Raw genomic sequence first — 25,200 nt, 5'->3', positions numbered from 1 at the left:
TTTTTATAGAATCAGCTCAGTAAGCAGCGTTAGATTTCGGGCATATCCAATAATGGCATTGGTATTGACCGGGAAATAGCCCACCATTGAGGTGGGCTCTGTTGCTTAGTCTTGGTATTTGGCTCTTGCTCTCACTTCCTGCATGTTCATTCCGTGATGAAAACGCTGATGTCCACACATCCAGCATGAGCAGGGGCATGGCGTATGGTAAGCCTTCCCGATATTCGCCCCTTCAGGCCAGCTGTAAGCCGCATTATTATATCGACTGCGTTTAGTTTTGAGCCTTTTCATATGATGGCGACGAAACGCGCGATTTCTTGTTTTCATGGGTAATCCCCGAATAAACCGTCGGGGCAGCTACACCTTCGTGTGACCGCCGGAACGTGTATTCGGAGTAGAGGATTTTACGCATTATTCAGATCCTTATTAAAATCCATTCGCCTGAATGCGGGAAAATTTTACTCGTTCGTATTCCAGTTTCTGAAGTGATTTTTCAATCTTTCAACAGTATGTCGCCACTTTGGCGTAGTAGGTTTGCAAACGGTATTCTGATTGCCGAAGAATCCAACCTCGTTCCTGGCTTCCTGCTCACTGCGGGTTTCAAGCCATTTTACCGGCACAAAATACTCTGACTTATCAGGATTATCCGCATTTTGGCGGTACAGTTCGCCATGCTTGAGTACGTCCATCGCGAGTTTTTCACCGGCTTCGGTATCCAGTGTAAAACTGCTGGCAGGTTCAACGGCGCTTTGCACGATGCCAACGCCGACATAACCGGTAGCCGGGATTTTCACCCATACGCGATCGCCAGGCTGAAGTTGTTTTAAGGTCTGGCTATACCAACTTCCACCACCGGCGCTGATAAAGCCATAGCGGCGCGCTTCTTCCCAGTTACGGCTGGCTGGGTCACCAAACGAGACATAGAACTCACCGTTCCACGGCTCCTTGGTTTTAGCACTGGCCCCTGCGGTGGCTTGTGCGGCGTTGGTTTGCGTCTCGCTGGGATCGATAAGCCAGGCGCGACTTAAAAACTGCTCCTCACCATTCTGAAAGACCTTAAAGAACAGAACGTTAATGGAAATACCATTTTTACTGAGATAGTCCACGATACGCTCAGTGGAGGGGTCTAGCTCTGCTGCCACGATAATGATTTGGTGCGACTGGTTAATGGATTCTTCTTCTAACTCAGCATTGAAACGTTGCTGGAAGGCGTCGCCCAGATTGCCGCCGCCAGAGAATTTTTCATAAATCTGTGACAGGCGGTCAGCGGTTAAATCATCTACCCATGAGGCGTAATCCAGCGCCTGAGCTACCACCTCGCGCGGTGTGCGGTCGCGTTTAATCTCAATCAAGATTAGCGAGGCATCAGGTGCGATAGCCAGCAGGTCAATACGCCCTTTATCGAGCGTATTTTCCTGATGACCGATAATCATCCACTGGTCTGAAAGAATGGTTGGGTCGTTTAAGATCATTCTTTCCAGCAAACTCTCACTGGCCAGCTTGCTGATAGTCAATGGTTGGGGTTTGTCACCCACCCGCCAGATAGCATGGTGAACCGGCATCGTCTGTTCCTTAGCTTAATGCTGCTTCAGTGAGTGCATCCGCCAGGTGAAGCTGGGTTTGCTGGGCGGATTGCAGGCGAGATTTGAGAGTATCACAATAGGTGAATAGCTCTTTGACAGTCTTAACGATTAAATATTGCTCTTTTAAAGGTGGAACAATCACAGGGATTTCTTTCAGTTTGGATGCTTTAATACCCATAGCAGTCATGCCAGTTGCATTAGCAATAAGCTGATTTTGAAAAGGACCGGACATAAACTGCAAAAGCATAAAAGGAGAAATTTTCTCCATATGCCACTGCAAGCAAATCGCTCTCTGTGCTAATGCGAATTTTTCCTCAATATCTATAATTGCCGCATTTCCTAAAGGAGCTTCAGTAGTAAAAAGTAAATCACCTTTTTTAGGGAAGCCCCGAGTCATCCAGTCTACATAGTCATTTTCAGAGATAAATTCTTCGGGTTGCAGATCGATATATCCATTTCTAATGTTTTTTGCTGTAATAAGGCGGATGCCAGTGTTTAGTTTGTTCGGTGTTTTCCCTCGGTAATCGATGAATCTTGCAATGTTTCCGAGCCTGACCCATCCCCAACTTTCAGGAATATGAAGATAAACATCACTAGAATTTATTACATAGCTTGCGGAAGTTTTTAAGCTTGAGCTGGCAACTAATCGATTTTTTTCTTGCTCAATACGTTCAAGCAGTTCGGATACCGGTTCATCGTTCGGGTCTTGAGGCACCAGTTTACCCGTTACTGCCAGTTGCAGAATGGTTTGCTTAAGTGCGTCGATGCTGGCTTCAGTGGTGAACAGCGTGTCGAAATGCTGGCTAATTCGCGCCCAGTTTTCGGCTAAATCTTTGGCATTTTTACTGTCGGTGAGCGTTGCCAGTAGAGTTTCTACAAGCTGAGAATGTGCATCCATACTGGTCAGGGATTGTTGTTCCAATTGATCGCAGAGGGACATGAGTTCATTAATTTTGCAGATAATTCGGTTTTGTTCAGCTTTAGGCGGGAGTGCAAACACTGTGGCAATAAGTTTTTCTCTTGAGATATTCGGCTGAGCTCCACCAGCGCCCATGCCTATAAAAATCCTCTTGTAAGCTTTTAAAAGAGTTAATAAATAGGTGTTCGAAATTCCACCATACGGAGTACAAGCACATACTGCCTGATTAGTGGTGCCACGAACATTTAAGATCGATGTCTTACCAATTGTGGCTCCATACATCGCAATTAATACATCGCCGACCTTATTATCTCGGAGTGAACACTCTTGCAATGCTAGTTCTGTAACTTTCTCCTCTGAGTGCGAAATAAAATCTGAGGTAAGTTCGCCTGATTTAAACCACGGAATATTGCCATTGTAATATTCAGGGTTAGAGCGATTTGGCGTGGAGCCCGCCCCCCAATTACCTATGTCATTTAAATAACACCACTCCCAACCATCAGGCAATTCAAAGGGTGTTTTGGCGTTTGTAATTTCCTCAAGCGATTTAGATTTCCTAATCACTTTACTTTTAACTAATTCGTCTCTTTCTTTTGCAATCTGCTTTAGTAATTCAGACGCAGGTTCATCACTCGGATCCTGCGGCACCAGTTTGCCGCGCACTGCCAGTTCCAGAATCAGCTCACGCAGCTTTTTAATGCCATAAAGGTCAATCTTGCCAGACGTTCCGCGCCCAGCTGTTGAACGGGTTTGCAGTGCAGAAGTCCAGGTATTGATATGTTGGGTGATCAGTTGCTCAACAGACATTAGTTAACCTCCTTGCCCGCAAGTGCGGCACCGAGGATATCGCGCAACTGGTTGCGCAGCTGGCTAATCTCGGTTTGCTGCTGTTGGTACTGAGCAAGCAGTTCGTCCGGGTCGTGACTAACGACTTCACCCTGATACGGGTTTTTAATATCGAGGTTAAAGTTGCGGGCAATAATCTCATCGATGCCCACTTTCCACGCCTGATTGGTTCTCACGCGGCTGGCAAAACCGTCGGCTTCGTTGCCCCACCAGTCGATCTCAGTCTGGAACTCTTCAAACTTCATCGGTTTGGTTTTACTGTAATTTTTCACACCGTCCGGGTAGGGGTGCTCGTAGAACCAGATATCTTTGGTGGGCTGGCCTTTAGTGAAGAACAGAATATTGGTTTTAATGCCGGTGTATGGACTAAACACGCCGTTTGGTAAACGCACAATGGTGTGCAGGTTGCACTCTTCGGTCAGCAGTTTTTTGATTTTGGTTTTAACGCCTTCGCCAAAAAGCGTACCGTCAGGCAGGACCACAGCCGCGCGGCCTTTATTTGCCAGCACTTCAATAATAAGTTGCAGGAACAGATCAGCGGTTTCACGCGTTTGCATCTCTGCCGGGAAGTTCTTCTCAATGCCGTCTTCTTCCGTGCCGCCAAACGGCGGGTTGGTGACAATGACATCAATCTGCTCATCCCAGGATGACAGCGGTTTGTTCAGCGTATTGCCGTGACGGATTTGTACCGGTACCTCAATACCGTGCAACAGCATATTGGTGGTGCACAACAGGTGCGGCAGTTGTTTCTTCTCAACGCCGAAAATCTGCTGTTGCAGCGTCTGATGATCCGCGGTGTTTTTAACGTAGTTATCTTTTACGTGGTCAAAAGCGCAGGCCAGGAAGCCGCCGGTGCCGCAGGCGGGGTCCATAATCGACTCACCCAGTTTCGGGTCAATGCGGTTCACCATAAAACGGGTGACGGCACGCGGGGTATAAAACTCACCGGCGTTACCGGCGCTTTGCAGATCACGCAGGATTTGTTCGTAAATATCACCAAACAGATGGCGCTCGGTGCTGCTGCTAAAGTCGATTTCGTTCAGCTTGTTAATCACCTGACGCAGCAGGGTGCCGTTTTTCATGTAGTTGTAGGCATCGCTAAACGCCTGTTTCACTACATAGCCACGCGGGTTTTTATCCACCGGGGCGGTCAGATCTTTAAGGGTTGGGAACAGGTCATCATTGATAAACTCCAGTAGGCTGTCGCCGGTGATTCCTTCGCTGTTGGCGGCCCAGGTGCGCCACAGGTAGCGCTTCGGGATAGGCAATTGGTAGTTATCCTGCTCCAGTTCTAACTCTTCTTCCTGGGTATCAAAGATTTTCAGAAATAGCAGCCAGGACAGTTGGCCGAGGCGTTGGGCATCGCCGTCAACCCCCGCGTCTTTGCGCATGATGTCCTGAAGGGATTTGATAACGGAGCTGATAGACATAGTGGATTATCCATTTTAAAAAAGGATGCCACCGCGAGCGTAGACTCATCGGTGGCATTAAATTGTTAAGCGGTCAGGCGGAGCGCGGCGGCAACTGGTAGATTTCGTTTTCCAGTTCGTTCACGGCATTTTCATAAGCCTGTTTGTCGCCAAAGCTGCTTTTGATGATCTCAAGTGGACGCCCAAGAGTATCGAAGGGTTTCAGTTTAAGTACCTGGATATCTTCAATCTCTTTGACGCCTTCATCGGCATACTTATCGAGCAGGGCACTGAGTACCCGTTGTGCTGGCTCTGCGTATTTGGTGAAGTAGTTGCGTTTACGCACGTTCGCTGCCCGCTCCTGGCGAGTCAACGCTGGTTGGCCGTAAACCACATGGCAGAGTAAATCGAACGGATCGAGATCTTTGCCCACTTCTTCAGCTAAAACTTCCCAGAGAATCCCCTGTTGCTCAAGCTCCTCGATGATTGCCTGCTTGCGCGCGCTGCCTTGCCACTTTGAGGTGAACTCATCGAGTGAGGCGTAGGATTTTATCAGGGTTTTGCGGGTGTAGTCCTGGAAAGATTCGGTGACCAGCTTTCCGTCGGCGTCGTAATACTGCACGCGCTTAGCCAGCACCTTAACCGAAACGCCGCTGACGTGGAATTTGCGGATTTTATGCTCATCGTCTTCGACAAATACGGTTGGTTCGTCGTCTGGTGTTACGCCGTATTCTGCCGCTTCTTCTTCCAGCGCCGTTACGGCATTGCCTGCTTCTTCTGGAGGTGTTTCATCTGCCAGTTCCTCGTCGAAATCTGATTCAGGGTCAGTGATCTCTTCTGAAGTGGTGCGGATGACCTTTTCAGGGACGCCATCAAAACGTTCATCGGCAAACAACTCAGTGGCTTTTTTAAAGTCGAGGATAGTGAACCACAACTTGCCATACTTCTCGTCAATACGCGTGCCACGGCCAATAATCTGCTTGAACTTGGTCATCGACTGAATATTTTGATCCAGTACCACCAACTTACAGGTCTTGGCATCAACCCCCGTACTCATCAGCTCAGACGTGGTTGCAATCACCGGATAGGCTTTTTTGGGATTGATAAAGTTATCCAGCTGAGCTTTACCCTCATCATCATCGCCGGTGATTTTCATCACATACTTTTCATTCCTGGCGACTTGTTCGGGATTCAGATTAACCAGGGCGCGGCGCATGCGGTCGGCGTGATCGATGTCGTTACAGAAAACAATGGTTTTATCCATTGGATTGGTGCGCTTCAGATAGTCAGTAATGGTTTGCGCCACCAGCAGGGTGCGCTCGTCAATCACCATTGTGCGGTCGAAATCTTTTTGATTGTAGATCCGGTCTTCAATCTGCTCGCCGTTTTTATCAATCTGACCCTTGGTTGGCCGCCAGCCCTGTAGGTCGACATCAATATCCACGCGCACCACTTTGTAGGGAGCAAGAAAGCCATCCTCTATGCCTTCTTTAAGCGAATAGGTATATACCGCGTCGCCAAAATAGTCGGTGCTGGAGACATCATCCGTCTCCTTAGGGGTCGCAGTGAGGCCCACCTGCGTGGCGTTGCCAAAATATTCGAGAATTTCACGCCATGAACTGTCTTCTGAAGCACTGCCGCGATGGCACTCATCGATGACAATCAGGTCGAAGAAATCGGGAGCAACCTGTTTATAGGCTTTCTGTGACTCTTCTGGTCCGGTGATGGCCTGGTATAGCGCAAGGTGGATTTCAAAAGCCGGATCAATGGTGCGACCCGTCACTTTGGTCATTGCGCTACCGAAGGGCTGAAAGTCGTTATTCTTGCTCTGGTCGACGAGAATATTGCGGTCAGCAAGAAAGAGAATACGCTTCTTGTTTTTCGCCTTCCACAGTCGCCAGATGATCTGAAACGCGGTGTAGGTTTTTCCTGTCCCTGTTGCCATTACCAGCAATACACGTTTCGCGCCAGCAGACACGGCTTCAATGGTTTTATTTACGGCCTGGAGCTGATAATAACGGGGGGCTTTACCGCTGCCATCATCGAAGTAATCCTGAGTAATGACCGGGAGCTGCTCTGAGGTATAACCTTTCCAGATACAGAATTTGTGCCACAGCTCAGCAGGCGTTGGGAAGTCATGCAAGGCGAGCTCCGATTCGAGCTGTGATGGATTGGTTTTATCGTGAAAGATAAAACCGTCACCGTTGGAAGCAAAAATAAATGGAACGTCAAGCAGTGAGGCATAGCCTAACCCCTGCTGCATGCCTTTGCCGACTTCATGCTTATTAGCCTTGGCTTCAATGACCGCTAACGGTAACCCTGGCTTATGGTAAAGCACAATATCTGCTGATTTGACCGCGAGACGAGCCGCCAGTTTCCCACGCACCACGACCTTGCCATCGCGCAGTTTTACTTCCTGGCGGATCTGGGCCATGACATCCCAGCCCGCATCTTTGATAGCCGGAAGGATAAATTTGGTGATGATATCGGTTTCAGTCAGTTGAGCTTTGTTCACGCCAGCCATAGCATTTCCGGTCAGATAAAAATGAAGGAAGATGGACCGATTTTTGCACAAATAAAGTGCTTCGTTAATGCCTTTTGCCAACAAAATCAGACCGGTGAAATATTTTGTCTTTCTAAGTTAAATTTGAAGTTTTGTGCTTTTTGTTAAATTGTCCTTATTGATGTCCTCTTGTGTTCATCACTGCTCGGGGTATGATTTTGCTATCCCGATGCTCTCTGGCTGGGCTTTTCAGGTAAAAAGTAAGCCTGTTTCCCGGTAAGGTCTGTCTCTGAATTCGCCATCGTTAGTAATAAAAACAGAACTCGTTACGACAGCCAGAATGGCTTTAAATGGCACGGCTTTTATTCCTGACAGATTTTGAAAACGGGCAGTTCGGTGAGTTCTTTTAATCTTTTGCTGATGATCTACAGGGTTTGATATGGCGGAACACTCTTCTTCAATCGATGACGAATCTCAAGGGTATATCCTTAAATCACTTGAGGATATGCGGCGTAAATTGCTGGATTTGACTACACGAAACAGGCTATTAAATTTTCCGGTTAACCAAAAGCACTCTTCTTTACGTATCATCAATGAGCTGCCAGATCAGCTATTTCAGACTCTCAGGTCAGAACAAGTCATGCAGTTCGCTCCTGTACCGGATCCGACCAAAGCACAGTTACAGCAATTTGGTTATCTCGAAAAAAGCGCCTCTATAGCAGAAGAAAAAGCAACGAAATCATTGCCTGATGCGAAAACCTGGGCTGGTAAACTGGGCATCAATACCAGCTATGAGTTACTGAGCAGCGCTCAAAACAATATTTCAGCAGACGATTATGAGCTGGTAATCAAAGCGAGAGATGTCATTCTCGAGCATCTGAAAGAAAACGGAGGCTCCTTAGCAGGCATCAGAAGTACTGAGGCTAACTCCGGCCTCCCTGTTGAATATCTGAATTCACTTTTCACCCAGCTCGGCTACAAAGATATCGGTGAGTTTGAACGCGATACGAAAGCGGGAAAACCGTTGCGTAAACCCTCAGTCCAGGCATTCCTGATTGATGACCAAATACAGACACTTTACTATCCCGCCGAGCTGGAAGCCGTGTTGCGTTCTATCCACGGTAAAGCGCAGGTCGCAATTGAAGAAACGGGTGCTGGGATTCTCTATTTGTCCCTTGGCTTTCTGGAATGGTATGAAAGCGAAGATTCAGACAAGGCTCGGCTTGCTCCGCTCTTTACTGTTCCGGTAACGCTTGAGAAAGGTAAGCTTGATCCACAGGCCGGTCTCTATCGTTACCACTTACGTTATACCGGGGAAGACATCATCCCTAATTTGTCGTTACAGGAGAAATTGCAGGGTGATTTTGGTATTGCGTTGCCAAATCTTGATGATGAGACGTTGCCTGAAAATTACTTCAAACAAGTACAGGCAATCATCGAGAAGAATAAGCCACGTTGGAATGTCCGTCGCTACGGAGCATTAAGCTTATTAAACTTCAGCAAAATGCTGATGTATTTAGATCTTGATCCAGAGCGCTGGCCTCAAGGCAGTAAAAACTTACTTAACCATGAAGTGATCAAACGCCTTTTTACATCCCAGGCGGGAAACAATTCGAATATAGAAGACTTGTCCAGAGAGTATTCGATCGATACTCTCGATAACATTCATGAAAAATTTCCGCTTATTTATGATGCTGATAGTTCGCAGCATAGCGCTCTGATTGATGCTGTAGATGGCGTAAATCTGGTTATCGAAGGGCCACCAGGGACGGGTAAATCACAAACAATAACGAACCTTATTGCCGCTGCGATGCTAAATGGTAAAAAAGTTCTCTTTGTTGCGGAAAAGCTCGCTGCGCTAGAAGTGGTAAAACACAGACTCGATAAGGCGGGGTTGGGTGATTTTTGTTTAGAGCTCCATAGTCATAAATCGCATAAGCGTAAGGTTTTAGAGGATATTCAGCAACGGCTGCATAATCCGGCATTGCAAAAAACGCCTGCGCAAATTGACGCAGAGATTTCACGCTATGAAGAATTGAAGAGCCAGCTAAACAGTTACGCTCAGGAAATTAATGAGATCTGGAAGAATACCGAGCTTACTATTCACCAAATTTTGACCGGGGCTACACGCTATCGACGTGAATTGGGTATCGATCCAACTCAGCTTCATATTGAAAACCTTTCGGGGCAAAAATTGGATCGCGTGGCGCAGTTAAGACTACGTGACCAAATCAAAGAGTTTAAAGATGTCGTTGTGGAATTTCGTCAACAGGTCGGTGAGCAGGCTGAACTATGGGAGCACCCTTGGTATGGCGTCAATAACGTTAATATCCAGCTTTTCGACAGTGACAGAATCGTTTCAATTCTGAATGAATGGAATGTAGCGCTAATCTCATGGCAACAGGCACTCTCAGATTTTCTAAATCAGTATTCGATTGTTACTGCCAATCATGACGAAATGAGCTGGCAGACTCAGTTGATTGAGTTGTCCGGGCGACTTCCCGATCTGCCTGCTGAAGCTGATTTTCAGGCTTACACCAGACTTGATGACAATAAGCTTGAACATTTAAAAAATTGGCTGGCGGATTTCAATGTCGTTCAGGCCGATTATCGTCATATAGCTGACTACCTGATGCCTGAAAAACTGCGTCTCCTTGAGGAAGGGGGGGCAGTGCCGGACTTCCCTGATATCACTAAAACGTTTGGGCTGGATAGCGCTACTACCCTTGCTGATGTGGTACGTCTGATTCGTAGCTTAGAGCAAATGCATGCTTCTTTTGAGTCAGATCGCGAGCATCTTTCGGCATTACTGGAATCTTTACCCTCTTCTGTTTCCGAAAGGTTTCCTGTTACTCCGCAAGGTTTTAATCAAATAGCGACATTTATTTATATTGCATTTGAGCTACCTGGCGATTTAGTTAAATACAGAAATGAAAGGTTCGATGATGATGGTATCGAACCGCTGATTGAAGAGTTAAGCCAGCGGTTGGCATCGTTACAGACCCTGCGCGACCAGTTAAAGTCACGCTTTGTCCTGAATAAAGTCACTGATGATGAACAGCTGAAGGCTATTGAAAGCAGCTTGCACAACTCCGGCTTGTTTAGCTGGTTAAGCGGTTCATGGAGACAAGCTAAAAATGCGCTAATTGGCTTATCCAGCGCATCTAATACAAAATGGAAAGCGCTTTATGATGAGTTGCCCAAGCTTCGTCAGTATGCTCAAGAACTGGCTGAGTTTGAGGCCCGTAATTTTAGCCAAATTTTCGGTGAACTTTATCAAGGATTAGAAACTGAGCCGAGCCAGATAAGGGTACTTCGAGACTGGTATAGCAAAGTGCGTAGTGTCTGGGGTATCGGCTTCGGCGCTAACGTTGCCATAGGCAGCGCTTTACTTACTTTGGATAGTCAGATTTTCAAAGGTATCCAGCAATTAAAGCATCAAGGCGTGGATACTCAGGTCTTACAGCATCTGACCAAACTGAAAGAGTATGAAGAAACTATCCCGTCAAACATTTTGTTTCCTGATAACACTCAAACACTAGCCGGTGAAACAAACATTTTTTCACCGCTCATAACTAACCTTAAGAATGCTCTGTTTCCAATACAGCAATGGTTTACAGCCGAGCAACATACGTTGGAGGCAGTAAATGAAAAGATCATCATCTTGCATAGAATACAAGAAAAACAGCGTGCTTTAATTGAAGGTGCGTTGCCTGGTGATATTTTTTCAATAGCAAATGAAATAGCTTTCGGAGCAAGTAAAGATAATACAAAGCCTCTAAATGTGATGAGTGAAACCATTACTTTCACCGAGGGAGTTCGTGATGTAATTAAGAATTCTAATTTGACTGATGTTATCAAAAAGTTATCCGGCGGTGATGAATACCGAGGCCTACAGAAGCATTTTCATACCCTTAAGCAGAAATGGGAAACTCAAAAAAACCGGGGAGTGAATTTTGTACAGGAGACTCAGCTTGATACTGCACAATGGCAACAGCGATGCAAGGATCGTCTTTCTGGTTTAATAGATCGTAATGAAGATGCAATATCTAAACCACGATGGTTGAATGGTTGGCTTAATTTTACCCGCGTTTCTAAAGCTATTGAAAATAACGGGCTTCAGCGTATCCGCGATGCGATTATGAGCCATAAACTTGCAATTGAACACATTGATACCGGCTTGCAGGTGGCTGTTTTTGATCAGCTGGCACGCGAAGTCGCTTCTGAACGTCCATATCTTCTTCGAGTATCGGGAAATAGTCGTAGCGCCATGCAGAAAACATTTCGTGACTATGACAAGGTGCTTCAAACACTACAGCGTGAGCGTATCGCGGCTGTTATTGCGAGCAATCCGGTTCACCAGGGAGCATCAGGGGGAAGAAAAGCAGACTACACGGAAATGGCTTTGATCAGAAACGAGACTGGTAAGAAAACGCGACACATCCCAATTCGTCAACTGATTAATCGAGCCGGTCGCGCACTCCTCCAGTTGAAGCCCTGTTTTATGATGGGGCCAATGTCCGCTGCTAATTACCTTCAACCAGGTGACATTGAATTTGATCTCGTTGTGATGGATGAAGCTTCTCAGGTTAAGCCTGAGGATGCGTTGGGAGTTATCGCGCGCGGTAAGCAAATTGTCGTGGTTGGTGACCCTAAGCAGCTTCCGCCAACCAGTTTCTTTGATCGTGCAGGTATTGATGACGATGACGAAGACACTGCGGCAGTAAGTCAGACTGACAGTATTCTTGATGCGTCTTTGCCGCTTTTTAAAATGCGCCGTTTAAGATGGCATTATCGTTCTCAGCATGAGAGCCTGATTGCCTACTCTAATCGTCATTTTTATAACAGCGATTTAGTGGTTTTCCCTTCGCCCAATGCTCATGCTCCAGAGTATGGTGTTAAATTCAGCTTCGTTAAAAACGGTCGTTTCATTAACCAGCATAATATTGAAGAAGCTCGGGTTATTGCTAAGGCTGTGGCTTTGCATGCAATCCATTCTCCCGAGGAGTCTTTGGGGATCGTTGCCATGAACTCAAAGCAGCGTGAACAGATTGAACGTGCCATTGACGAAATGTGCCGTGAAGACACCCAAGCTGAGACAGCTATTGATCGGTTAAGAATGAAAAGCGATGCACTCTTTGTTAAGAACCTCGAGAACGTTCAGGGTGATGAGCGCGACGTCATTTTTATTTCCTTTACCTATGGGCCGGGTGAGGCTGATGGCAAAGTGTATCAACGTTTTGGTCCTATCAACTCAGATGTTGGCTGGCGTCGCTTGAACGTTCTATTCACTCGTTCCAAAAAACGCATGCATATTTTCAGCTCAATGCGAGCGGAAGATGTGCAGGTAACGGAAACATCTAAGCGTGGTGTTCAGGCTTTGCGCGGCTTTTTACACTTTGCTGAAAAGGGCAACATGGATGGGCTTTCTCAGTTTACCGGCAAAGCGCCAGATAGTGATTTTGAAGTTGCCGTTATAAAGGTGCTAGAAAATGCTGGCTTCCGTTGTGAGCCTCAGGTCGGCGTAGCTGGGTTCTTTATTGATATTGCCGTTCGTGATCCCGGTAAGCAGGGACGTTATTTAATGGGGATTGAGTGTGATGGTGCAACTTATCACTCCGCTAAGTCAGCTCGTGACAGGGATCGCTTACGGCAGGATGTGTTAGAGGGATTGGGATGGCGGATTCGTCGTATATGGTCAACAGATTGGTTCAGTAATCCGGATGAGGTTTTAGCACCGATCCTTCGCGAATTACATCAGCTGAAAACTCAGGCTTCTGGTGAATCCTATTCGGAGGAACAAGCTATCGCTGAGTTAGTTGTTGAGGAACATAAAAACCTTGCGGATATTTTTGCATACAACAATACTTCCGAGCCCTTGAAAGCAAGACTCGAACGTTTCGCTCGGGAAATTATTGATGCAGCTTGTCCCGACATCCCTGTTGAAAACAGACTACTTCGACCGGCAATGATTGAAGCTTTGGTAGAGCATCAACCACTTTCACGATCAGAATTTGTGGAACGGATACCAAAATATTTGCGTGAAGCCACTGATAGCAAAGCCGGTAAAACATATCTTAATAGTGTATTAGCGTTGATTGATGGAGAAGACATCTCAAGCGAGATTTAGGACTTCACTTGAAATGTTGGGGCATGGATGCTCAACAGCAACATATGGGCCAGACTGGTAATTATTAATCTTGATCATAAAGGAGGCTATGATTGTTTTTAAATATGAAGGTTAATCATTTTTATTCAACTAAGGTTGTAATCATTTTATAAAAATACCATTCATTTATCGAACGATTATAGGGTGTCAATGAAATGGGGAGTTTGTGTATTAAGCTGTTGATGCGATAAATTCAGCTTCAATTGCAGTTGCGGCATGTAGATTGAATTAACAAATAGTCTTAAGCCGCTTTGCTATGACTGAGAACCTTCTGCAAATTCCTGCTCAACTGCTCGTGCCATTGATGCCATTTCATCGAGCCAGTCTTGTGGCACGCCGTTGACGGCAACTGAATAGATTTTCATAACAAACAATAACTCGTAGGGCGCGCAGACATTGTCATTGAGCTCATAAATTCCTTGCGCATGGCCTTCTCCCGTAGACGTTATATGCCAGAAAAGGGCCTGAATATCACTGTAGAGTGAAGCCTCCTGTCACGGTCATTTCGCAGGGCACAGCAACTCCATTTCCTGCAAAAATTATCGTGTGAGAGTTTTAACGGACGATTCAGAGATGAGTTTCTCAATGAGCACTGGTTCAGCGATATTGTACACGCCAGGAAAATGATTAATGGCTGGCGGCAGGATTATACGAGTCTGCCGCCCACATTCATCGCTGGATTACCAGACTCCAGCAGAATTTTCAGCGGAGTGGCGAAATAGGAGATATGAAGAAAAACCATCCGACAGTACTAAGTGAAGGTTGTATCTAATCCAGGAGGCAGGTCAAGGGATGTCAATTTTGTTGAAAGAGAGTTATTATCAGACATGAAAAATAAATATTATGATTATTCAGGGTTAGTTTGAGCTAAATATTAAATTGTGGCTTTTTCTTGTATTTTATTACTGCCAGGATTGATGTAGCCATAATCTTTTAGCCGCTATAAAGCGGCCAGTGTATTATAAGATGAGTGACGCTTTTTTCAGCGGAAACTTTAAGTTAAGTTTTTTTCTAAAACTCTCTAATTTGCATGCTTATTGATTTTATTATTTTAATTGATTTGCTTTCATTGTTGATGAATTCATCAGTGTTACTGGTTTGTATTAAGATCCCTTTAAAACCTTCTCTGCTATTTATTAGTTTAACTAGTTTGTTAAGTGCGTCATTTAATTTTTCTTCCTGTTTTTGCACTTTAATAAATACACCATTCCCATTCACCTTCTCTTTTAGTAATGCATCTGCGCCCGAGTTACGATGAACTGGGTTGCATTCTAAACCTGTCAAATGCATTTCAATCCATTGATCCTTTTTTAAAAATGATTCCACACCCTTTTTTAATAAATTGGATTCGGATTTGATAGGTGATAGCAGCCTATCATTGGTTAGGTGAACTGCATCTATTGACTTATCAATACCAATATACTTTCTATTTAACATATTTGCTGCTACAGGGGTTGTTCCACTTCCACAAAAAGGATCTAAAACAATATCTCCTTCATCTGTAGTCAAAGCGATTATTCTTTCCAGCAATAAAATTGGCTTTTGTGTAGGATAACCCGTCCTTTCTTTGGCTTTAGGGTTTAAGTATGGTATATCCCATACGTCACCTAAAGGGACACCTTCCTTAGTTGCTTCCAAAACAACATTGCCTTCTTTGTCTCTTAAGTAAGCTGATTTCCCTCTGTCATCTCTTTTCCTTCTTTGAAGAATTTGATCTATATTTGTCGTGGCACTATAGTCAACAAAAGTTTTATTCCATTTAAAAGAGTTGGTTTTACTATAAAAAAGTATGTTCTGATGCTGTTGAAGCAAACCTTTTTTAGCATTCGACCAGCGTTTATAAGACCAAATTATTTCAGATTGAAATGCCTCAGGCCCAAAAACCTTATCTAAAGCATATCTGGCTATGTGGACAGCGTTTCTATCGCAATGGAAAAAGATTGATGCTGTATCTTTCATTACTTTCCGACATAAAGTCAATCTTTTTTCGATAAAATCATAATAATCACTATTACTATGCCATCTGTCTTCATAGGTATATTTTTTACTGCCATCTTTATTTGAACTTGCCTGCCTTTTTCCGGTGAAAAATGGCGGGTCTAAATATACTAAATCCACGGAGTTTTCTTGTATTTCATGCAATACATCAATGCAATCTCCTAAATGAATTCTATTTTCCACCTGTTTTTACCTCTGCAATTTTTTCCAGTATTTTATATAGATCTACAGATGTGTATTCTCTAATAAAATCCCAGGCAGAATCGCCGTAGTAATAATAACCATCTAAGGCATTATAAAGATCTTGTAGAACTTTTTGTATTTTTTGTGCCTGAGTTCTATTTGGATAATAAAACATCACCCTAACTGGTTTATACCCGGCGGCATGAATAACTCTTAAACGAGTATGTTCTTTAGTTATATGATCTCCATCCGTTGTTGCATCTCGCCATTTAATTTCAATTGCATTTCCATCTGGCACAAGCATATCTATTTCAAATTTTTTAGGCCTAACTCCTAAAGTGTTATCAACTCTAGTTGTTGCAGAGTCAGGAAATTTACTTTTTATACATAGTTTTGCTGCTTCTTCTAAAAAGGATCCTGCATATTTGTATAAAAAACGCCCTTTATTTTGATAAACATCAATGTCATGACCTTCCTCAGAAGTTACACCTAAAACTTGATAAAGAATGTGATGGGATAGATCGTCACCATCCATTTCCGACACTCTTTTTTCTATTTGGGACTTCAATCTTTCTTCGTATTTATCAGATAAAGTCTTAATTTCATCGTAAAGAATCATGATCATATCCTAGAGAAAAAGGTAGTGTACCAAACTAATAATAATCAAAAAACCCCTTAAGCCAAAGTGACATCCTGACCTGATTCACACATAAAGTTCTGTGAATTAAGTCAAGTTATTATGCATACTAAAGATTATTTAACTTAAGATTCTATGCATAAGGATTGTTTCATTATAGGCTGCTAACACATAACTTATGTAAAACTCGCCGATTAATTAATCAGTAATCCACCTATTTGTATTGATGCGAACGCAATCCATTCCTCCCCCATGATCTATTTTAATTGCTATAAATGGCAAGTTACGAGAGGCGTAGTTCATTATTGTCGATGTAGCAGAAAATGAGAGGAAAAATTTTGCTGCCAATTACAAAGTCCTCAAACAAAAAAACCACCGTGGGAGGTGGCCTAATTGCATGATTTTCATCATTAAATTTGGTGGCCCCTGCTGGGTTTGAACCAGCGACCAAGCGATTATGAGTCGCCTGCTCTAACCACTGAGCTAAGGGGCCAGCGGAGCGGGGATTATAAAGTATCTCGCCAGGGTGATCCAGCCATTGATAGCTGGTTGCTCAAAATTAGCGCAGTATCTGACTCCTTGATATCCATAAGAAAATTCGTAGATCCCTTATCCGTTGTGACAGCAATCCCCTTAATCCGTAGACGAATCTGAGACAGGGCAGGAATGCCCTATCTGCTTGTTACCTTCATGCCTGCTGATAACGTGATGCCGGTTTGTTCAGCGACAAATAAGGTTGCAACGCTATCCGGGCGTTATCGAATTCCTGCCATAGCCCAGTGTTTTCCAGCGACGGGATGGTGACCGACTCACCAGCATCCAGTCCACTCAGCGCGGCACTTACCAGATCTTCCACTTCCATCAGCATTTCTGCCGGGAATGTGGTAATTGGGGTGCCTGAACGATCGAAAATTTCGGTACGCGTTGCACCGGGCAGGACAGCCTGGACGTGGACACCGCTATCAGCCAGCTCACGCTGCATGGCGCGCGTTAGTGTCAAAACAAAGGATTTCGTCGCGTCGTATGCGCCGTTAAAGCGCTCATGGATCAACGCCAGCACGGAAGCAATATTAATGATGGTGCCGTGGCCGCGCGCACGAAAAGCCTGGGCTGCGACATGAGCTAATTGGGTTGGTGCGACAATATTCAACGCCAGCATGGCTTGAATACGTTCGATATCCGCATCAACAAATTCACCCTCTACGCTCATTCCTGCGTTATTCAGCAGCAAAGTGATTTGGTGGTTGTCACGAATTTCTTGTTCAATGCGCTGCAAATCCTGCGTTTTGGTGAGGTCTGCCGGGAGTACGGAGACTTCCACGCCTGCTGATTCTCGCAAGCTCTGCGCCAGCCCGTTAAGGCGGGTAGCATCGCGTGCCACCAGAATCAGGTTGTAACCGCGAGCGGCCAGTTGTTTTGCGTAGGTTGCGCCAATACCGCTGGATGCGCCGGTGATTAAAGCCAGTTGAGATGATGACATGGTCGATTCCTCTAAATGATGGTTATCATATTTGACGTGATAAATATGACGGTCATAATATTTTTCGTCAAGCTGGAATATGATGGTCGTAATAATTACTATGATTGTCGTAACTGATGATCAGGAGGGGCAGAAGATGGAAAAGCTGAGCCACAAAGCGCGTACGCGTCAACGCATTCTGGATGAGGCGGCCAAAGTGATGCGTGAGTGTGGTACTGAGAGCATTGGCGTGGCGTCGTTAATGAAGCGTGTCGGTTTGACGCACGGTGGTTTCTATGCCCATTTCGCGTCGCGTGAAGCATTGGTTGAGGCGGTGATTGAACAGATGTTTGCTGACTCAGCACAACGTATCGCCGCGATTGTGCAGGTCGAGGACCCGGCTCAGCGCCTGGCATTGCTAATCGATAATTATCTCTCTGATATCCATCGTGCGATGCCGGGTGAAGGTTGCCCACTGCCCGCGCTTGCCAGTGAAATGGCGCATTTGCCACTCGAGGCGCGTACGTTGTTTTCCCGTCGGCGTGAAGCGGTCCGCCAGCGTCTGGCTGAACCTTTGCAGCTGTTGGGTAATGCTCAGGCTGACACCCTTGCTGCCAGCATACTGGCCGAGATGGTGGGAGCGATGGCGCTGGCGCGCGCCTGTCCGGATGAAGCCGACGCGAACGATATTTTGGCTGCCAGCCGTCAGTCAGTGAAGCAGCGCGCCGGGTTGGTGTTGGCATGAGTGAACACAACATTCGCGACATCATCGCTCCGCATTTGCAGGTGTTGTTTTGCGGTATCAATCCAGGCCAATCCTCAGCGCACACCGGTTTCCATTTTGCACATCCGGGTAATCGCTTCTGGAAGGTGATTCATCTGGCGGGATTTACCCATGAACAACTCAAGCCGGAACAGGAGCAACGCTTACTGGAAACGGGTTGTGGCATCACCATGTTGGTGGAGCGTCCTACCGTACAGGCCACAGAACTGGCGGGTGATGAGCTGCGCGATGGCGGCAGTCGATTGCAGGAAAAGGTGCTGCGTTATCAGCCGCGTGCATTGGCGGTGCTGGGCAAAGATGCCTTCCAGCGCGCATTTCGCCAGCGTAAGGTGGAGTGGGGCGAGCAGCCGCAAATGCTCGGTGCTACCCGGTTGTGGGTGCTGCCCAACCCGAGCGGCCTGAATCGCGCTTCGCTGGAGGAGATGGCTGCCGCCTATCGCCAGCTGTATGAAGGATTACAGTTGTTCTGAGACAATAAAAAACCCCGGCAAGCCGGGGTTTTTTGTTTAGGACCAAATCAGTCGTCGAGGAAGCTACGCAGTACTTCGGAACGGCTCGGGTGACGCAGTTTACGCAGCGCCTTGGCTTCAATCTGACGAATACGCTCACGCGTTACGTCGAACTGTTTGCCTACCTCTTCCAGCGTATGGTCGGTATTCATATCGATACCAAAACGCATACGCAGTACTTTCGCTTCACGCGCAGTCAGACCCGCCAGCACGTCGTGAGTTGCGGAACGCAGGCTCTCAGAAGTAGCAGAGTCCAGCGGCAGCTCCAGCGTGGTGTCTTCGATAAAATCGCCCAGATGCGAATCTTCATCATCACCAATCGGCGTCTCCATAGAGATCGGCTCTTTAGCGATTTTCAGCACTTTGCGGATTTTATCTTCCGGCATCAGCATACGCTCAGCCAGTTCTTCCGGCGTCGGTTCGCGGCCCATCTCCTGCAACATCTGGCGCGAAATACGGTTGAGTTTGTTGATGGTCTCAATCATATGCACCGGAATACGGATGGTACGAGCCTGGTCGGCGATAGAACGGGTGATGGCCTGACGGATCCACCAGGTGGCGTAAGTTGAGAACTTATAACCACGACGGTATTCAAACTTATCAACCGCTTTCATCAGGCCGATGTTGCCTTCCTGAATCAGGTCGAGGAACTGCAAACCACGGTTGGTGTATTTCTTAGCGATTGAAATCACCAGACGCAGGTTAGCTTCCACCATCTCTTTCTTCGCACGACGCGCTTTGGCTTCGCCGATAGACATACGACGGTTGATGTCTTTGACCTGCTCAATGGTCAGGCCGGTTTCTTCTTCAATTTGCAGCAGTTTTTGCAGGCAACGCATAACGTCATCCTGCACTTCCAGCAGTTTTTCAGACCACGGCTTGTTCATTGCCAGCGCGGCTTTGAACCAGCTTTCACTGGTTTCGTTGCCGGTGAACAGCGTGATAAAGTTTTTCTTCGGCATTTTGCACAGTTCAACACACAGCTTCATGATGATGCGTTCCTGAGTACGCACACGTTCCATCATTTCACGCATGTTGTTCACCAGGTAATCGAACTGCTTCGGTACCAGGCGGAACTGTTTGAACACTTCAGAAAGATTCTGAATTTCGGCAACTGCGTCGGCATGACTGCGGCCCTTGGCTTTGATCACCGTGCGGGTCGTTTCATACTGTGTACGCAGCTCAACGAATTTTTCGCGCGCCAGTTCTGGATCGATAGAGTTATCGTCGTCAGAACTGTCGTCATCGCTCTCTTCGTCGTCTTCATCGTCGTCATCGCGGTCTTCTTCAGACAGCTCAGAACCGACGTGAGTCGCAGTTGGTGCCAGATCTTCTTCTGCATTCGGATCGACAAAGCCGGTGATCAGGTCGGACAGACGTGATTCGCCCGCTTCAACACGATCGTACTGATCGAGCAGATAGGTGATCGCTTCCGGATATTCTGCAACGGAGCACTGAACCTGGTTGATGCCGTCTTCGATGCGTTTAGCGATGTCGATTTCGCCTTCACGCGTCAGCAGTTCAACAGTACCCATTTCACGCATGTACATGCGCACCGGGTCGGTGGTACGGCCAATTTCAGATTCAACGCTGGATAACACCTGAGCGGCGGCTTCCGCGGCATCTTCGTCGGTATCGGCACTGTTTTCATTCAGCATCAGATCATCGGCATCAGGGGCTTCTTCCACCACCTGAATACCCATATCGTTAATCATCTGGATGATGTCTTCGATCTGATCGGAGTCGACGATATCTTCCGGCAGATGGTCATTGACCTCAGCATAGGTCAGATAGCCCTGCTCCTTACCACGGGTGACAAGTAGCTTAAGCTGTGACTGCGGGTTTTGCTCCATAAGACGGTATCCACACTTCTGTTAATTAGATTGGTGTCGGTCGGCAGCGAGCCAACAATAACAGTGAAGGCGTTGTGTTTTTGCCGCTGCCTTCGTCGCGGCCAGGGCTTTTGCCCTTCTATAATCGGCACTTAAGCCGCTTGGATTCTTTTTTTCGGGCCTGGCTTCTCGCCAGGTTCCGCTAATGCTTATCGCCCCGGTTCCCTGCCATTTTAACGGTATCGGCAACCAAGGCGCTTAAAACGATTATTTCTTTGCCAGTGCCTGGCTCAGTGCCCAGAATTCACGGCGTTCGGCGGCACTTAATCCTTCGGTACGGTCGCGCGCGATAAGCGCTTCAAGGCGCTGCTCCAACGCGGAATCGTAAAGACTTGCCAGCGAATCCTGGAAGACCGCTTCGGCCTCTTCATCCACTATCATGTGGTTCCAGGTGGCCAGTGTTTCAAGTGTCTGACTAAAATTTGTCCCGCGATATAACTCTAGTAGCTGTCCGGTCGTCAGGCCAGGATTCTCAGAACAACGGCTGACTAACTCCACGAACAGCGGCAAACCCGCCATTTTTGACTGCTCAAGACCTTCGAGAGCAGGCACCATCGCGGCGAACTGCGGATTTTGCACCAACAAGGCAACCAGCACGCGCATGGTGGTGCGCTTCAGTGGCGGTGCAGTGGGTGCGGCACCACTCTCGGCCTGTTTCGGCAGTAGCTTCTCTAACTGGTTATCGTCAAGAATGCCGAGTTTATTACCTAATTCCTGGCGCATATAAATGCGCAGGGTTTCGCCCGGGATCTGGCTGATCAACGGCAGCGCCAACGTACTCAGGCGTGCTTTACCGTCGCGCGTGCTCAGATCAACTTGCGGCAGCAGGCTGTCGAACAGAAACGTGGAGAGCGGCATTGCCTGCTCCATCCTTGCTTCAAACGCCACTTTGCCCTCTTTGCGCACCAGCGTGTCCGGGTCCTCGCCATCAGGCAAAAACATAAAGCGTAGCTGACGACCATCATTCATGTAAGGCAATGCGGTTTCGAGTGCACGCCAGGCGGCTTCACGACCCGCGCGGTCGCCGTCGTAACAGCAAATCACGTTTTCCGTCGAGCGAAACAGCAGCTGGATATGTTCGGCGGTGGTCGAGGTTCCCAACGAAGCAACGGCATAATCAATGCCGAACTGCGCAAGTGCCACCACATCCATATAACCTTCCACGACCAGCAGACGCGCTGGTTGGGGATGATTTTTCTGCGCTTCATACAGGCCATACAACTGACGGCCTTTATGGAAAATCGGTGTTTCCGGCGAGTTCAGGTATTTCGGCGTATCGTTGCCCAGCACCCGGCCGCCAAAACCAATGACTCGTCCACGTTTATCGCGAATCGGAAACATGATGCGGTCGCGAAAGCGATCGTACGTCCGGCCTTTGTCATTGCTAACCAGCATGCCAGCTTCCATCAGCGACTCTCGATCATCTTTCTGCTGACCGAAGCGCTTGAGCGCGTTATCCCAACCCGGTGGAGCATAGCCAATAGCGAAGTGATCAATCACTTGCTGGCTAAGGCCGCGGGTGGCGAGATACTGCTGAGCAAGCTGTGCCTGCGGCTGGCGCAGACTCTGCTGATAAAAGGTGTTCAGGCCTTCCAACAGTTGGTAAAGGCTTTGGCGCTGATGGCGTTCCATCTGGCTGGGGCCGTTACCCGCTTCATAAGGCACTTCAAGGCCGTGCTGGGTGGCCAGTTCCTCAATGCTCTCAACAAATTCCAGACGATCGAAATTCATCAGGAAGTCGATGGCATTGCCGTGGGCACCACAGCCGAAGCAGTGATAAAACTGCTTATCGCCGTTTACGGTGAAAGAGGGCGTCTTTTCGTTATGGAATGGGCAACACGCGTGATAGTTCTTACCCTGCTTTTTCAGCTTTACGCGGGCATCGATAAGGTCCACGATGTCCGTGCGGGCAAGTAAGTCATTGATAAATACGCGTGGAATTCGTCCAGCCATAAGCCCCGATTTTTCAGCTCATAAACGGCAACAAGCCGCGCTTCCTTTCGGAAAGCACGGCCTCTTACTTGACTCTGTCTGCGTTGATCACGCGGCGGAGGCGAACCTCCGAAAGAAATTAGTACAGACGAGTGCGGCGTGCGTTTTCGCGAGCCAGTTTCTTGGCATGACGCTTAACAGCAGACGCTTTAGCGCGCTTACGTTCGGTAGTCGGTTTTTCATAGAACTCACGACGACGAACTTCAGCCAGAACGCCTGCTTTCTCGCAGGAACGCTTGAAGCGACGCAGTGCTACGTCGAACGGCTCGTTTTCACGTACTTTAATTACCGGCATGTAACTCTCACCTCGATAAAATTCGGTTTTGCTGCTGGCTGCGGCGCCAGCACATTTCAAAATGGTGCATAATTCTACTCCAACCGCGGTTGGCTTGTAAAGCACCAAGGACAAATTGAAACCAACAGGGGCGTTTGCCATTGCGGCTGCCGGTTTTTTCAGGCCGTGGAGTATAGCGCACTCTTTGCGCGGCGGAAAAACACTTTTTCCAGCCCAAAGATGTCCGGCCGGTGATCTCCCTGTGATACACTGCGCGCCGCAAGAAGAGGGTACGAAAGCTATGCGAGTTCTGGGTATTGAAACGTCCTGCGATGAAACCGGCATCGCGATTTATGACGACGCGTCCGGTCTGCTGGCAAATCAATTATATAGCCAGGTAAAATTGCATGCCGATTACGGCGGTGTGGTGCCGGAACTGGCATCGCGCGATCATGTGCGTAAAACGGTGCCGTTGATTCAGGCGGCGTTAAAACAGGCCGGATTACAGCCGCAGCAGATTGATGCGGTGGCTTATACCGCCGGACCGGGTCTGGTCGGGGCGCTGTTAGTGGGTGCGACCGTTGGACGCGCGCTGGCGTTTGCCTGGAATGTACCGGCGGTGCCGGTCCATCATATGGAAGGCCATCTGCTGGCCCCGATGCTGGAAGATAACCCACCGGACTTCCCGTTTGTCGCGCTGCTGGTATCGGGCGGGCACACTCAGCTGATAAGCGTCACGGGTATTGGTGAATACGCGTTGCTAGGCGAATCTATCGATGATGCGGCAGGTGAAGCCTTCGATAAAACCGCCAAGCTGCTGGGTCTCGACTATCCGGGCGGGCCAATGCTATCGCGGATGGCACAGCAGGGCACACCGGGTCGCTTCACGTTTCCACGCCCGATGACCGATCGCCCCGGCCTTGATTTCAGCTTCTCCGGCCTTAAAACGTTCGCAGCCAACACCATTCGTGAACATGCGGGGGATGAACAGGCGCGTGCCGACATTGCCCGCGCCTTCGAGGACGCGGTGGTGGATACCCTGATGATTAAATGTAAGCGTGCGCTGGATCAGACCGGTTTTAAACGTCTGGTGATTGCGGGTGGCGTGAGCGCCAACCGTACGTTACGTGAGCGTATGGCTGACATGATGCAGGCCCGTGGCGGCGAAGTGTTTTACGCCCGTCCGGAATTCTGCACCGACAACGGCGCAATGATTGCTTACGCAGGCATGGTGCGTCTGAAAGGTGGTACGCGTGGTGAGTTGGGCGTTAGCGTCCGGCCACGTTGGCCATTGGCGGAATTGCCTGCCATCTAAAATAAAAAAACCGGCCTTGCGCCGGTTTTTTTATTCTTTCTTCTTTTTCTTCCGCTTCCAGATTTTGTTTTCCTGGCCGCGCCACAGGCGTTGGATGTTGTCATGATGGCGCAACAGAATCAGGCAGGAAAGCATCGATACCGGAAAAGTGAACTGTGGTTTGAACCACCAGACGTAAAACGGCGCGATGAGCGCGCTGACGATCGCGCCCAACGACGAGTAACCACTCAAGAGGACCGTCAACAGCCAGGTACCGGTCATCAACCCGGTCAGGTCCCAGCCAATCGGCGCGATGGCACCGAATGCCGTTGCCACGCCTTTGCCGCCGCGAAAACGAAAGAATACCGGATAGATGTGACCGAGACAGGCAGCGATGGCCGTCAGGCCAAGGTAGAGCGGAGCAACATGCAGCAGCCAGGCAATCCACACTGGCAACATGCCTTTGGCGATATCGAAAATCAGTACCGCTGCCGCAGGCACTTTTCCGCCGATGCGCAGCACGTTAGTCGCCCCCGGATTACCAGACCCCTCGGTACGTGGATCGGGCAGGCCAGCGAGTTTGCATACCAGTATCGCGCTGGAAATGGAGCCGCAAAGATACGCGAAAATAATCATACCAAGCGCGATAGCACTCATAGTTCCATACCGTTCCTGTAGGGTCGTTTTGTTCTCGGTAAGTGTGGATAATACGCATAATCCGCCGGAAGTGGTATCCGGCATAGCCAAAA

At 47.7% G+C, this 25,200-nt stretch carries 15 protein-coding genes, 1 tRNA gene and 1 pseudogene; 5 read left to right on the top strand and 12 right to left on the bottom strand.

All coding sequences use genetic code 11. From position 1 onward, the window contains the following. Nucleotides 1-458 precede the first annotated feature (458 nt). The 4 genes from L579_RS06495 to hsdR form a co-directional block, all read right to left on the bottom strand. On the bottom strand, nucleotides 459-1,562 hold the full coding sequence (locus L579_RS06495) for a hypothetical protein (protein WP_021183479.1): 1,104 nt from the start codon (nucleotides 1,560-1,562) through the stop codon (nucleotides 459-461). Between the two features lie 10 nt (nucleotides 1,563-1,572). Further along, entirely contained in the window at nucleotides 1,573-3,309 is a 1,737-nt protein-coding gene (locus L579_RS06490; protein WP_021183478.1) for a restriction endonuclease subunit S, read from the bottom strand. Next, nucleotides 3,309-4,778 carry an N-6 DNA methylase gene (locus L579_RS06485; RefSeq protein ID WP_021183477.1) on the bottom strand — a complete coding sequence of 490 codons (1,470 nt, stop codon included), beginning with the start codon at nucleotides 4,776-4,778 and terminating at the stop codon, nucleotides 3,309-3,311. The genes L579_RS06490 and L579_RS06485 overlap by 1 nt, the downstream gene beginning before the upstream one ends. Before the next feature lie 73 nt (nucleotides 4,779-4,851). Then, nucleotides 4,852-7,281, bottom strand: a complete 2,430-nt coding sequence (gene hsdR / locus L579_RS06480) for an EcoAI/FtnUII family type I restriction enzme subunit R (protein WP_021183476.1) — start codon at nucleotides 7,279-7,281, stop codon at nucleotides 4,852-4,854. A gap of 418 nt (nucleotides 7,282-7,699) precedes the next feature. Between hsdR and hhe the strand changes: the two genes are divergently transcribed. Further along, complete coding sequence (gene hhe / locus L579_RS06475) at nucleotides 7,700-13,390, top strand: DUF4011 domain-containing anti-phage protein Hhe (RefSeq protein ID WP_036625537.1); 5,691 nt, start codon at nucleotides 7,700-7,702, stop codon at nucleotides 13,388-13,390. A gap of 587 nt (nucleotides 13,391-13,977) precedes the next feature. Then, a pseudogene (locus tag L579_RS23220) lies at nucleotides 13,978-14,188 on the top strand (transposase); the annotation flags it as partial. Between the two features lie 252 nt (nucleotides 14,189-14,440). Here the strand turns inward: L579_RS23220 and L579_RS06470 are convergent. The 4 genes from L579_RS06470 to L579_RS06455 all read right to left on the bottom strand — a co-directional run bounded on the left by L579_RS06470 (nucleotide 14,441) and on the right by L579_RS06455 (nucleotide 17,727). Next, nucleotides 14,441-15,610, bottom strand: a complete 1,170-nt coding sequence (locus L579_RS06470) for a DNA-methyltransferase (RefSeq protein WP_021183473.1) — start codon at nucleotides 15,608-15,610, stop codon at nucleotides 14,441-14,443. Further along, nucleotides 15,600-16,229 (bottom strand): ApaLI family restriction endonuclease, encoded by a 630-nt coding sequence (locus L579_RS23000; protein WP_071783565.1) that lies wholly within the window; start codon nucleotides 16,227-16,229, stop codon nucleotides 15,600-15,602. The genes L579_RS06470 and L579_RS23000 overlap by 11 nt, the downstream gene beginning before the upstream one ends. Nucleotides 16,230-16,664: 435 nt before the next feature. Further along, nucleotides 16,665-16,740, bottom strand: a tRNA-Ile gene (locus L579_RS06460). A gap of 195 nt (nucleotides 16,741-16,935) precedes the next feature. Beyond that, nucleotides 16,936-17,727, bottom strand: a complete 792-nt coding sequence (locus tag L579_RS06455; RefSeq protein WP_021183472.1) for an SDR family NAD(P)-dependent oxidoreductase — start codon at nucleotides 17,725-17,727, stop codon at nucleotides 16,936-16,938. Between the two features lie 136 nt (nucleotides 17,728-17,863). Here L579_RS06455 and L579_RS06450 point away from each other — a divergent pair, with 136 nt between their 5' ends. Further along, nucleotides 17,864-18,451, top strand: coding sequence for a TetR/AcrR family transcriptional regulator (locus L579_RS06450; protein WP_021183471.1), 588 nt, complete (start codon nucleotides 17,864-17,866; stop codon nucleotides 18,449-18,451). Further along, the gene (gene mug, locus L579_RS06445; protein ID WP_021183470.1) at nucleotides 18,448-18,960 is read left to right on the top strand and encodes a G/U mismatch-specific DNA glycosylase; all 513 of its coding nucleotides are present in this window, start codon (nucleotides 18,448-18,450) and stop codon (nucleotides 18,958-18,960) included. Before L579_RS06450 ends, mug begins: the two co-directional genes overlap by 4 nt. Before the next feature lie 47 nt (nucleotides 18,961-19,007). Here the strand turns inward: mug and rpoD are convergent, their stop codons facing one another. The 3 genes from rpoD to rpsU form a co-directional block, all read right to left on the bottom strand. Further along, nucleotides 19,008-20,852 (bottom strand): RNA polymerase sigma factor RpoD, encoded by a 1,845-nt coding sequence (gene rpoD, locus L579_RS06440; protein ID WP_013510546.1) that lies wholly within the window; start codon nucleotides 20,850-20,852, stop codon nucleotides 19,008-19,010. Between the two features lie 246 nt (nucleotides 20,853-21,098). Then, the gene (gene dnaG / locus L579_RS06435) at nucleotides 21,099-22,844 is read right to left on the bottom strand and encodes a DNA primase (RefSeq protein ID WP_021183469.1); all 1,746 of its coding nucleotides are present in this window, start codon (nucleotides 22,842-22,844) and stop codon (nucleotides 21,099-21,101) included. A 118-nt stretch (nucleotides 22,845-22,962) separates the two neighbouring features. Next, nucleotides 22,963-23,178 (bottom strand): 30S ribosomal protein S21, encoded by a 216-nt coding sequence (rpsU, locus tag L579_RS06430; RefSeq protein WP_001144069.1) that lies wholly within the window; start codon nucleotides 23,176-23,178, stop codon nucleotides 22,963-22,965. 280 nt (nucleotides 23,179-23,458) lie between these two features. Between rpsU and tsaD the strand changes: the two genes are divergently transcribed. After that, nucleotides 23,459-24,472 carry a tRNA (adenosine(37)-N6)-threonylcarbamoyltransferase complex transferase subunit TsaD gene (gene tsaD, locus L579_RS06425; protein WP_021183468.1) on the top strand — a complete coding sequence of 338 codons (1,014 nt, stop codon included), beginning with the start codon at nucleotides 23,459-23,461 and terminating at the stop codon, nucleotides 24,470-24,472. Between the two features lie 30 nt (nucleotides 24,473-24,502). On the opposite strand, the gene plsY is transcribed toward tsaD, so the two are convergent. Next, the gene (plsY, locus tag L579_RS06420; protein WP_036625533.1) at nucleotides 24,503-25,108 is read right to left on the bottom strand and encodes a glycerol-3-phosphate 1-O-acyltransferase PlsY; all 606 of its coding nucleotides are present in this window, start codon (nucleotides 25,106-25,108) and stop codon (nucleotides 24,503-24,505) included. Between the last annotated feature and the right edge of the window lie 92 nt (nucleotides 25,109-25,200).

This window comes from Pantoea sp. AS-PWVM4 (assembly GCF_000468095.1).
GTDB lineage: Bacteria > Pseudomonadota > Gammaproteobacteria > Enterobacterales > Enterobacteriaceae > Pantoea > Pantoea phytobeneficialis.
This window is presented reverse-complemented; position numbering and strand designations above follow the sequence as displayed.

Excerpts from the sequence above, each read along its gene's own strand:
- rpoD (WP_013510546.1), bottom strand. The coding sequence starts at position 20,852 with ATGGAGCAAAACCCGCAGTCACAGCTTAAGCTACTTGTCACCCGTGGT.
- hsdR (WP_021183476.1), bottom strand. The coding sequence starts at position 7,281 with ATGGCTGGCGTGAACAAAGCTCAACTGACTGAAACCGATATCATCACC.
- L579_RS06485 (WP_021183477.1), bottom strand. The coding sequence starts at position 4,778 with ATGTCTATCAGCTCCGTTATCAAATCCCTTCAGGACATCATGCGCAAA.
- hhe (WP_036625537.1), top strand. The coding sequence starts at position 7,700 with ATGGCGGAACACTCTTCTTCAATCGATGACGAATCTCAAGGGTATATC.
- L579_RS06490 (WP_021183478.1), bottom strand. The coding sequence starts at position 3,309 with ATGTCTGTTGAGCAACTGATCACCCAACATATCAATACCTGGACTTCT.
- mug (WP_021183470.1), top strand. The coding sequence starts at position 18,448 with ATGAGTGAACACAACATTCGCGACATCATCGCTCCGCATTTGCAGGTG.
- dnaG (WP_021183469.1), bottom strand. The coding sequence starts at position 22,844 with ATGGCTGGACGAATTCCACGCGTATTTATCAATGACTTACTTGCCCGC.
- tsaD (WP_021183468.1), top strand. The coding sequence starts at position 23,459 with ATGCGAGTTCTGGGTATTGAAACGTCCTGCGATGAAACCGGCATCGCG.
- L579_RS06495 (WP_021183479.1), bottom strand. The coding sequence starts at position 1,562 with ATGCCGGTTCACCATGCTATCTGGCGGGTGGGTGACAAACCCCAACCA.
- L579_RS23000 (WP_071783565.1), bottom strand. The coding sequence starts at position 16,229 with ATGATTCTTTACGATGAAATTAAGACTTTATCTGATAAATACGAAGAA.
- plsY (WP_036625533.1), bottom strand. The coding sequence starts at position 25,108 with ATGAGTGCTATCGCGCTTGGTATGATTATTTTCGCGTATCTTTGCGGC.
- L579_RS06455 (WP_021183472.1), bottom strand. The coding sequence starts at position 17,727 with ATGTCATCATCTCAACTGGCTTTAATCACCGGCGCATCCAGCGGTATT.
- L579_RS06450 (WP_021183471.1), top strand. The coding sequence starts at position 17,864 with ATGGAAAAGCTGAGCCACAAAGCGCGTACGCGTCAACGCATTCTGGAT.
- rpsU (WP_001144069.1), bottom strand. The coding sequence starts at position 23,178 with ATGCCGGTAATTAAAGTACGTGAAAACGAGCCGTTCGACGTAGCACTG.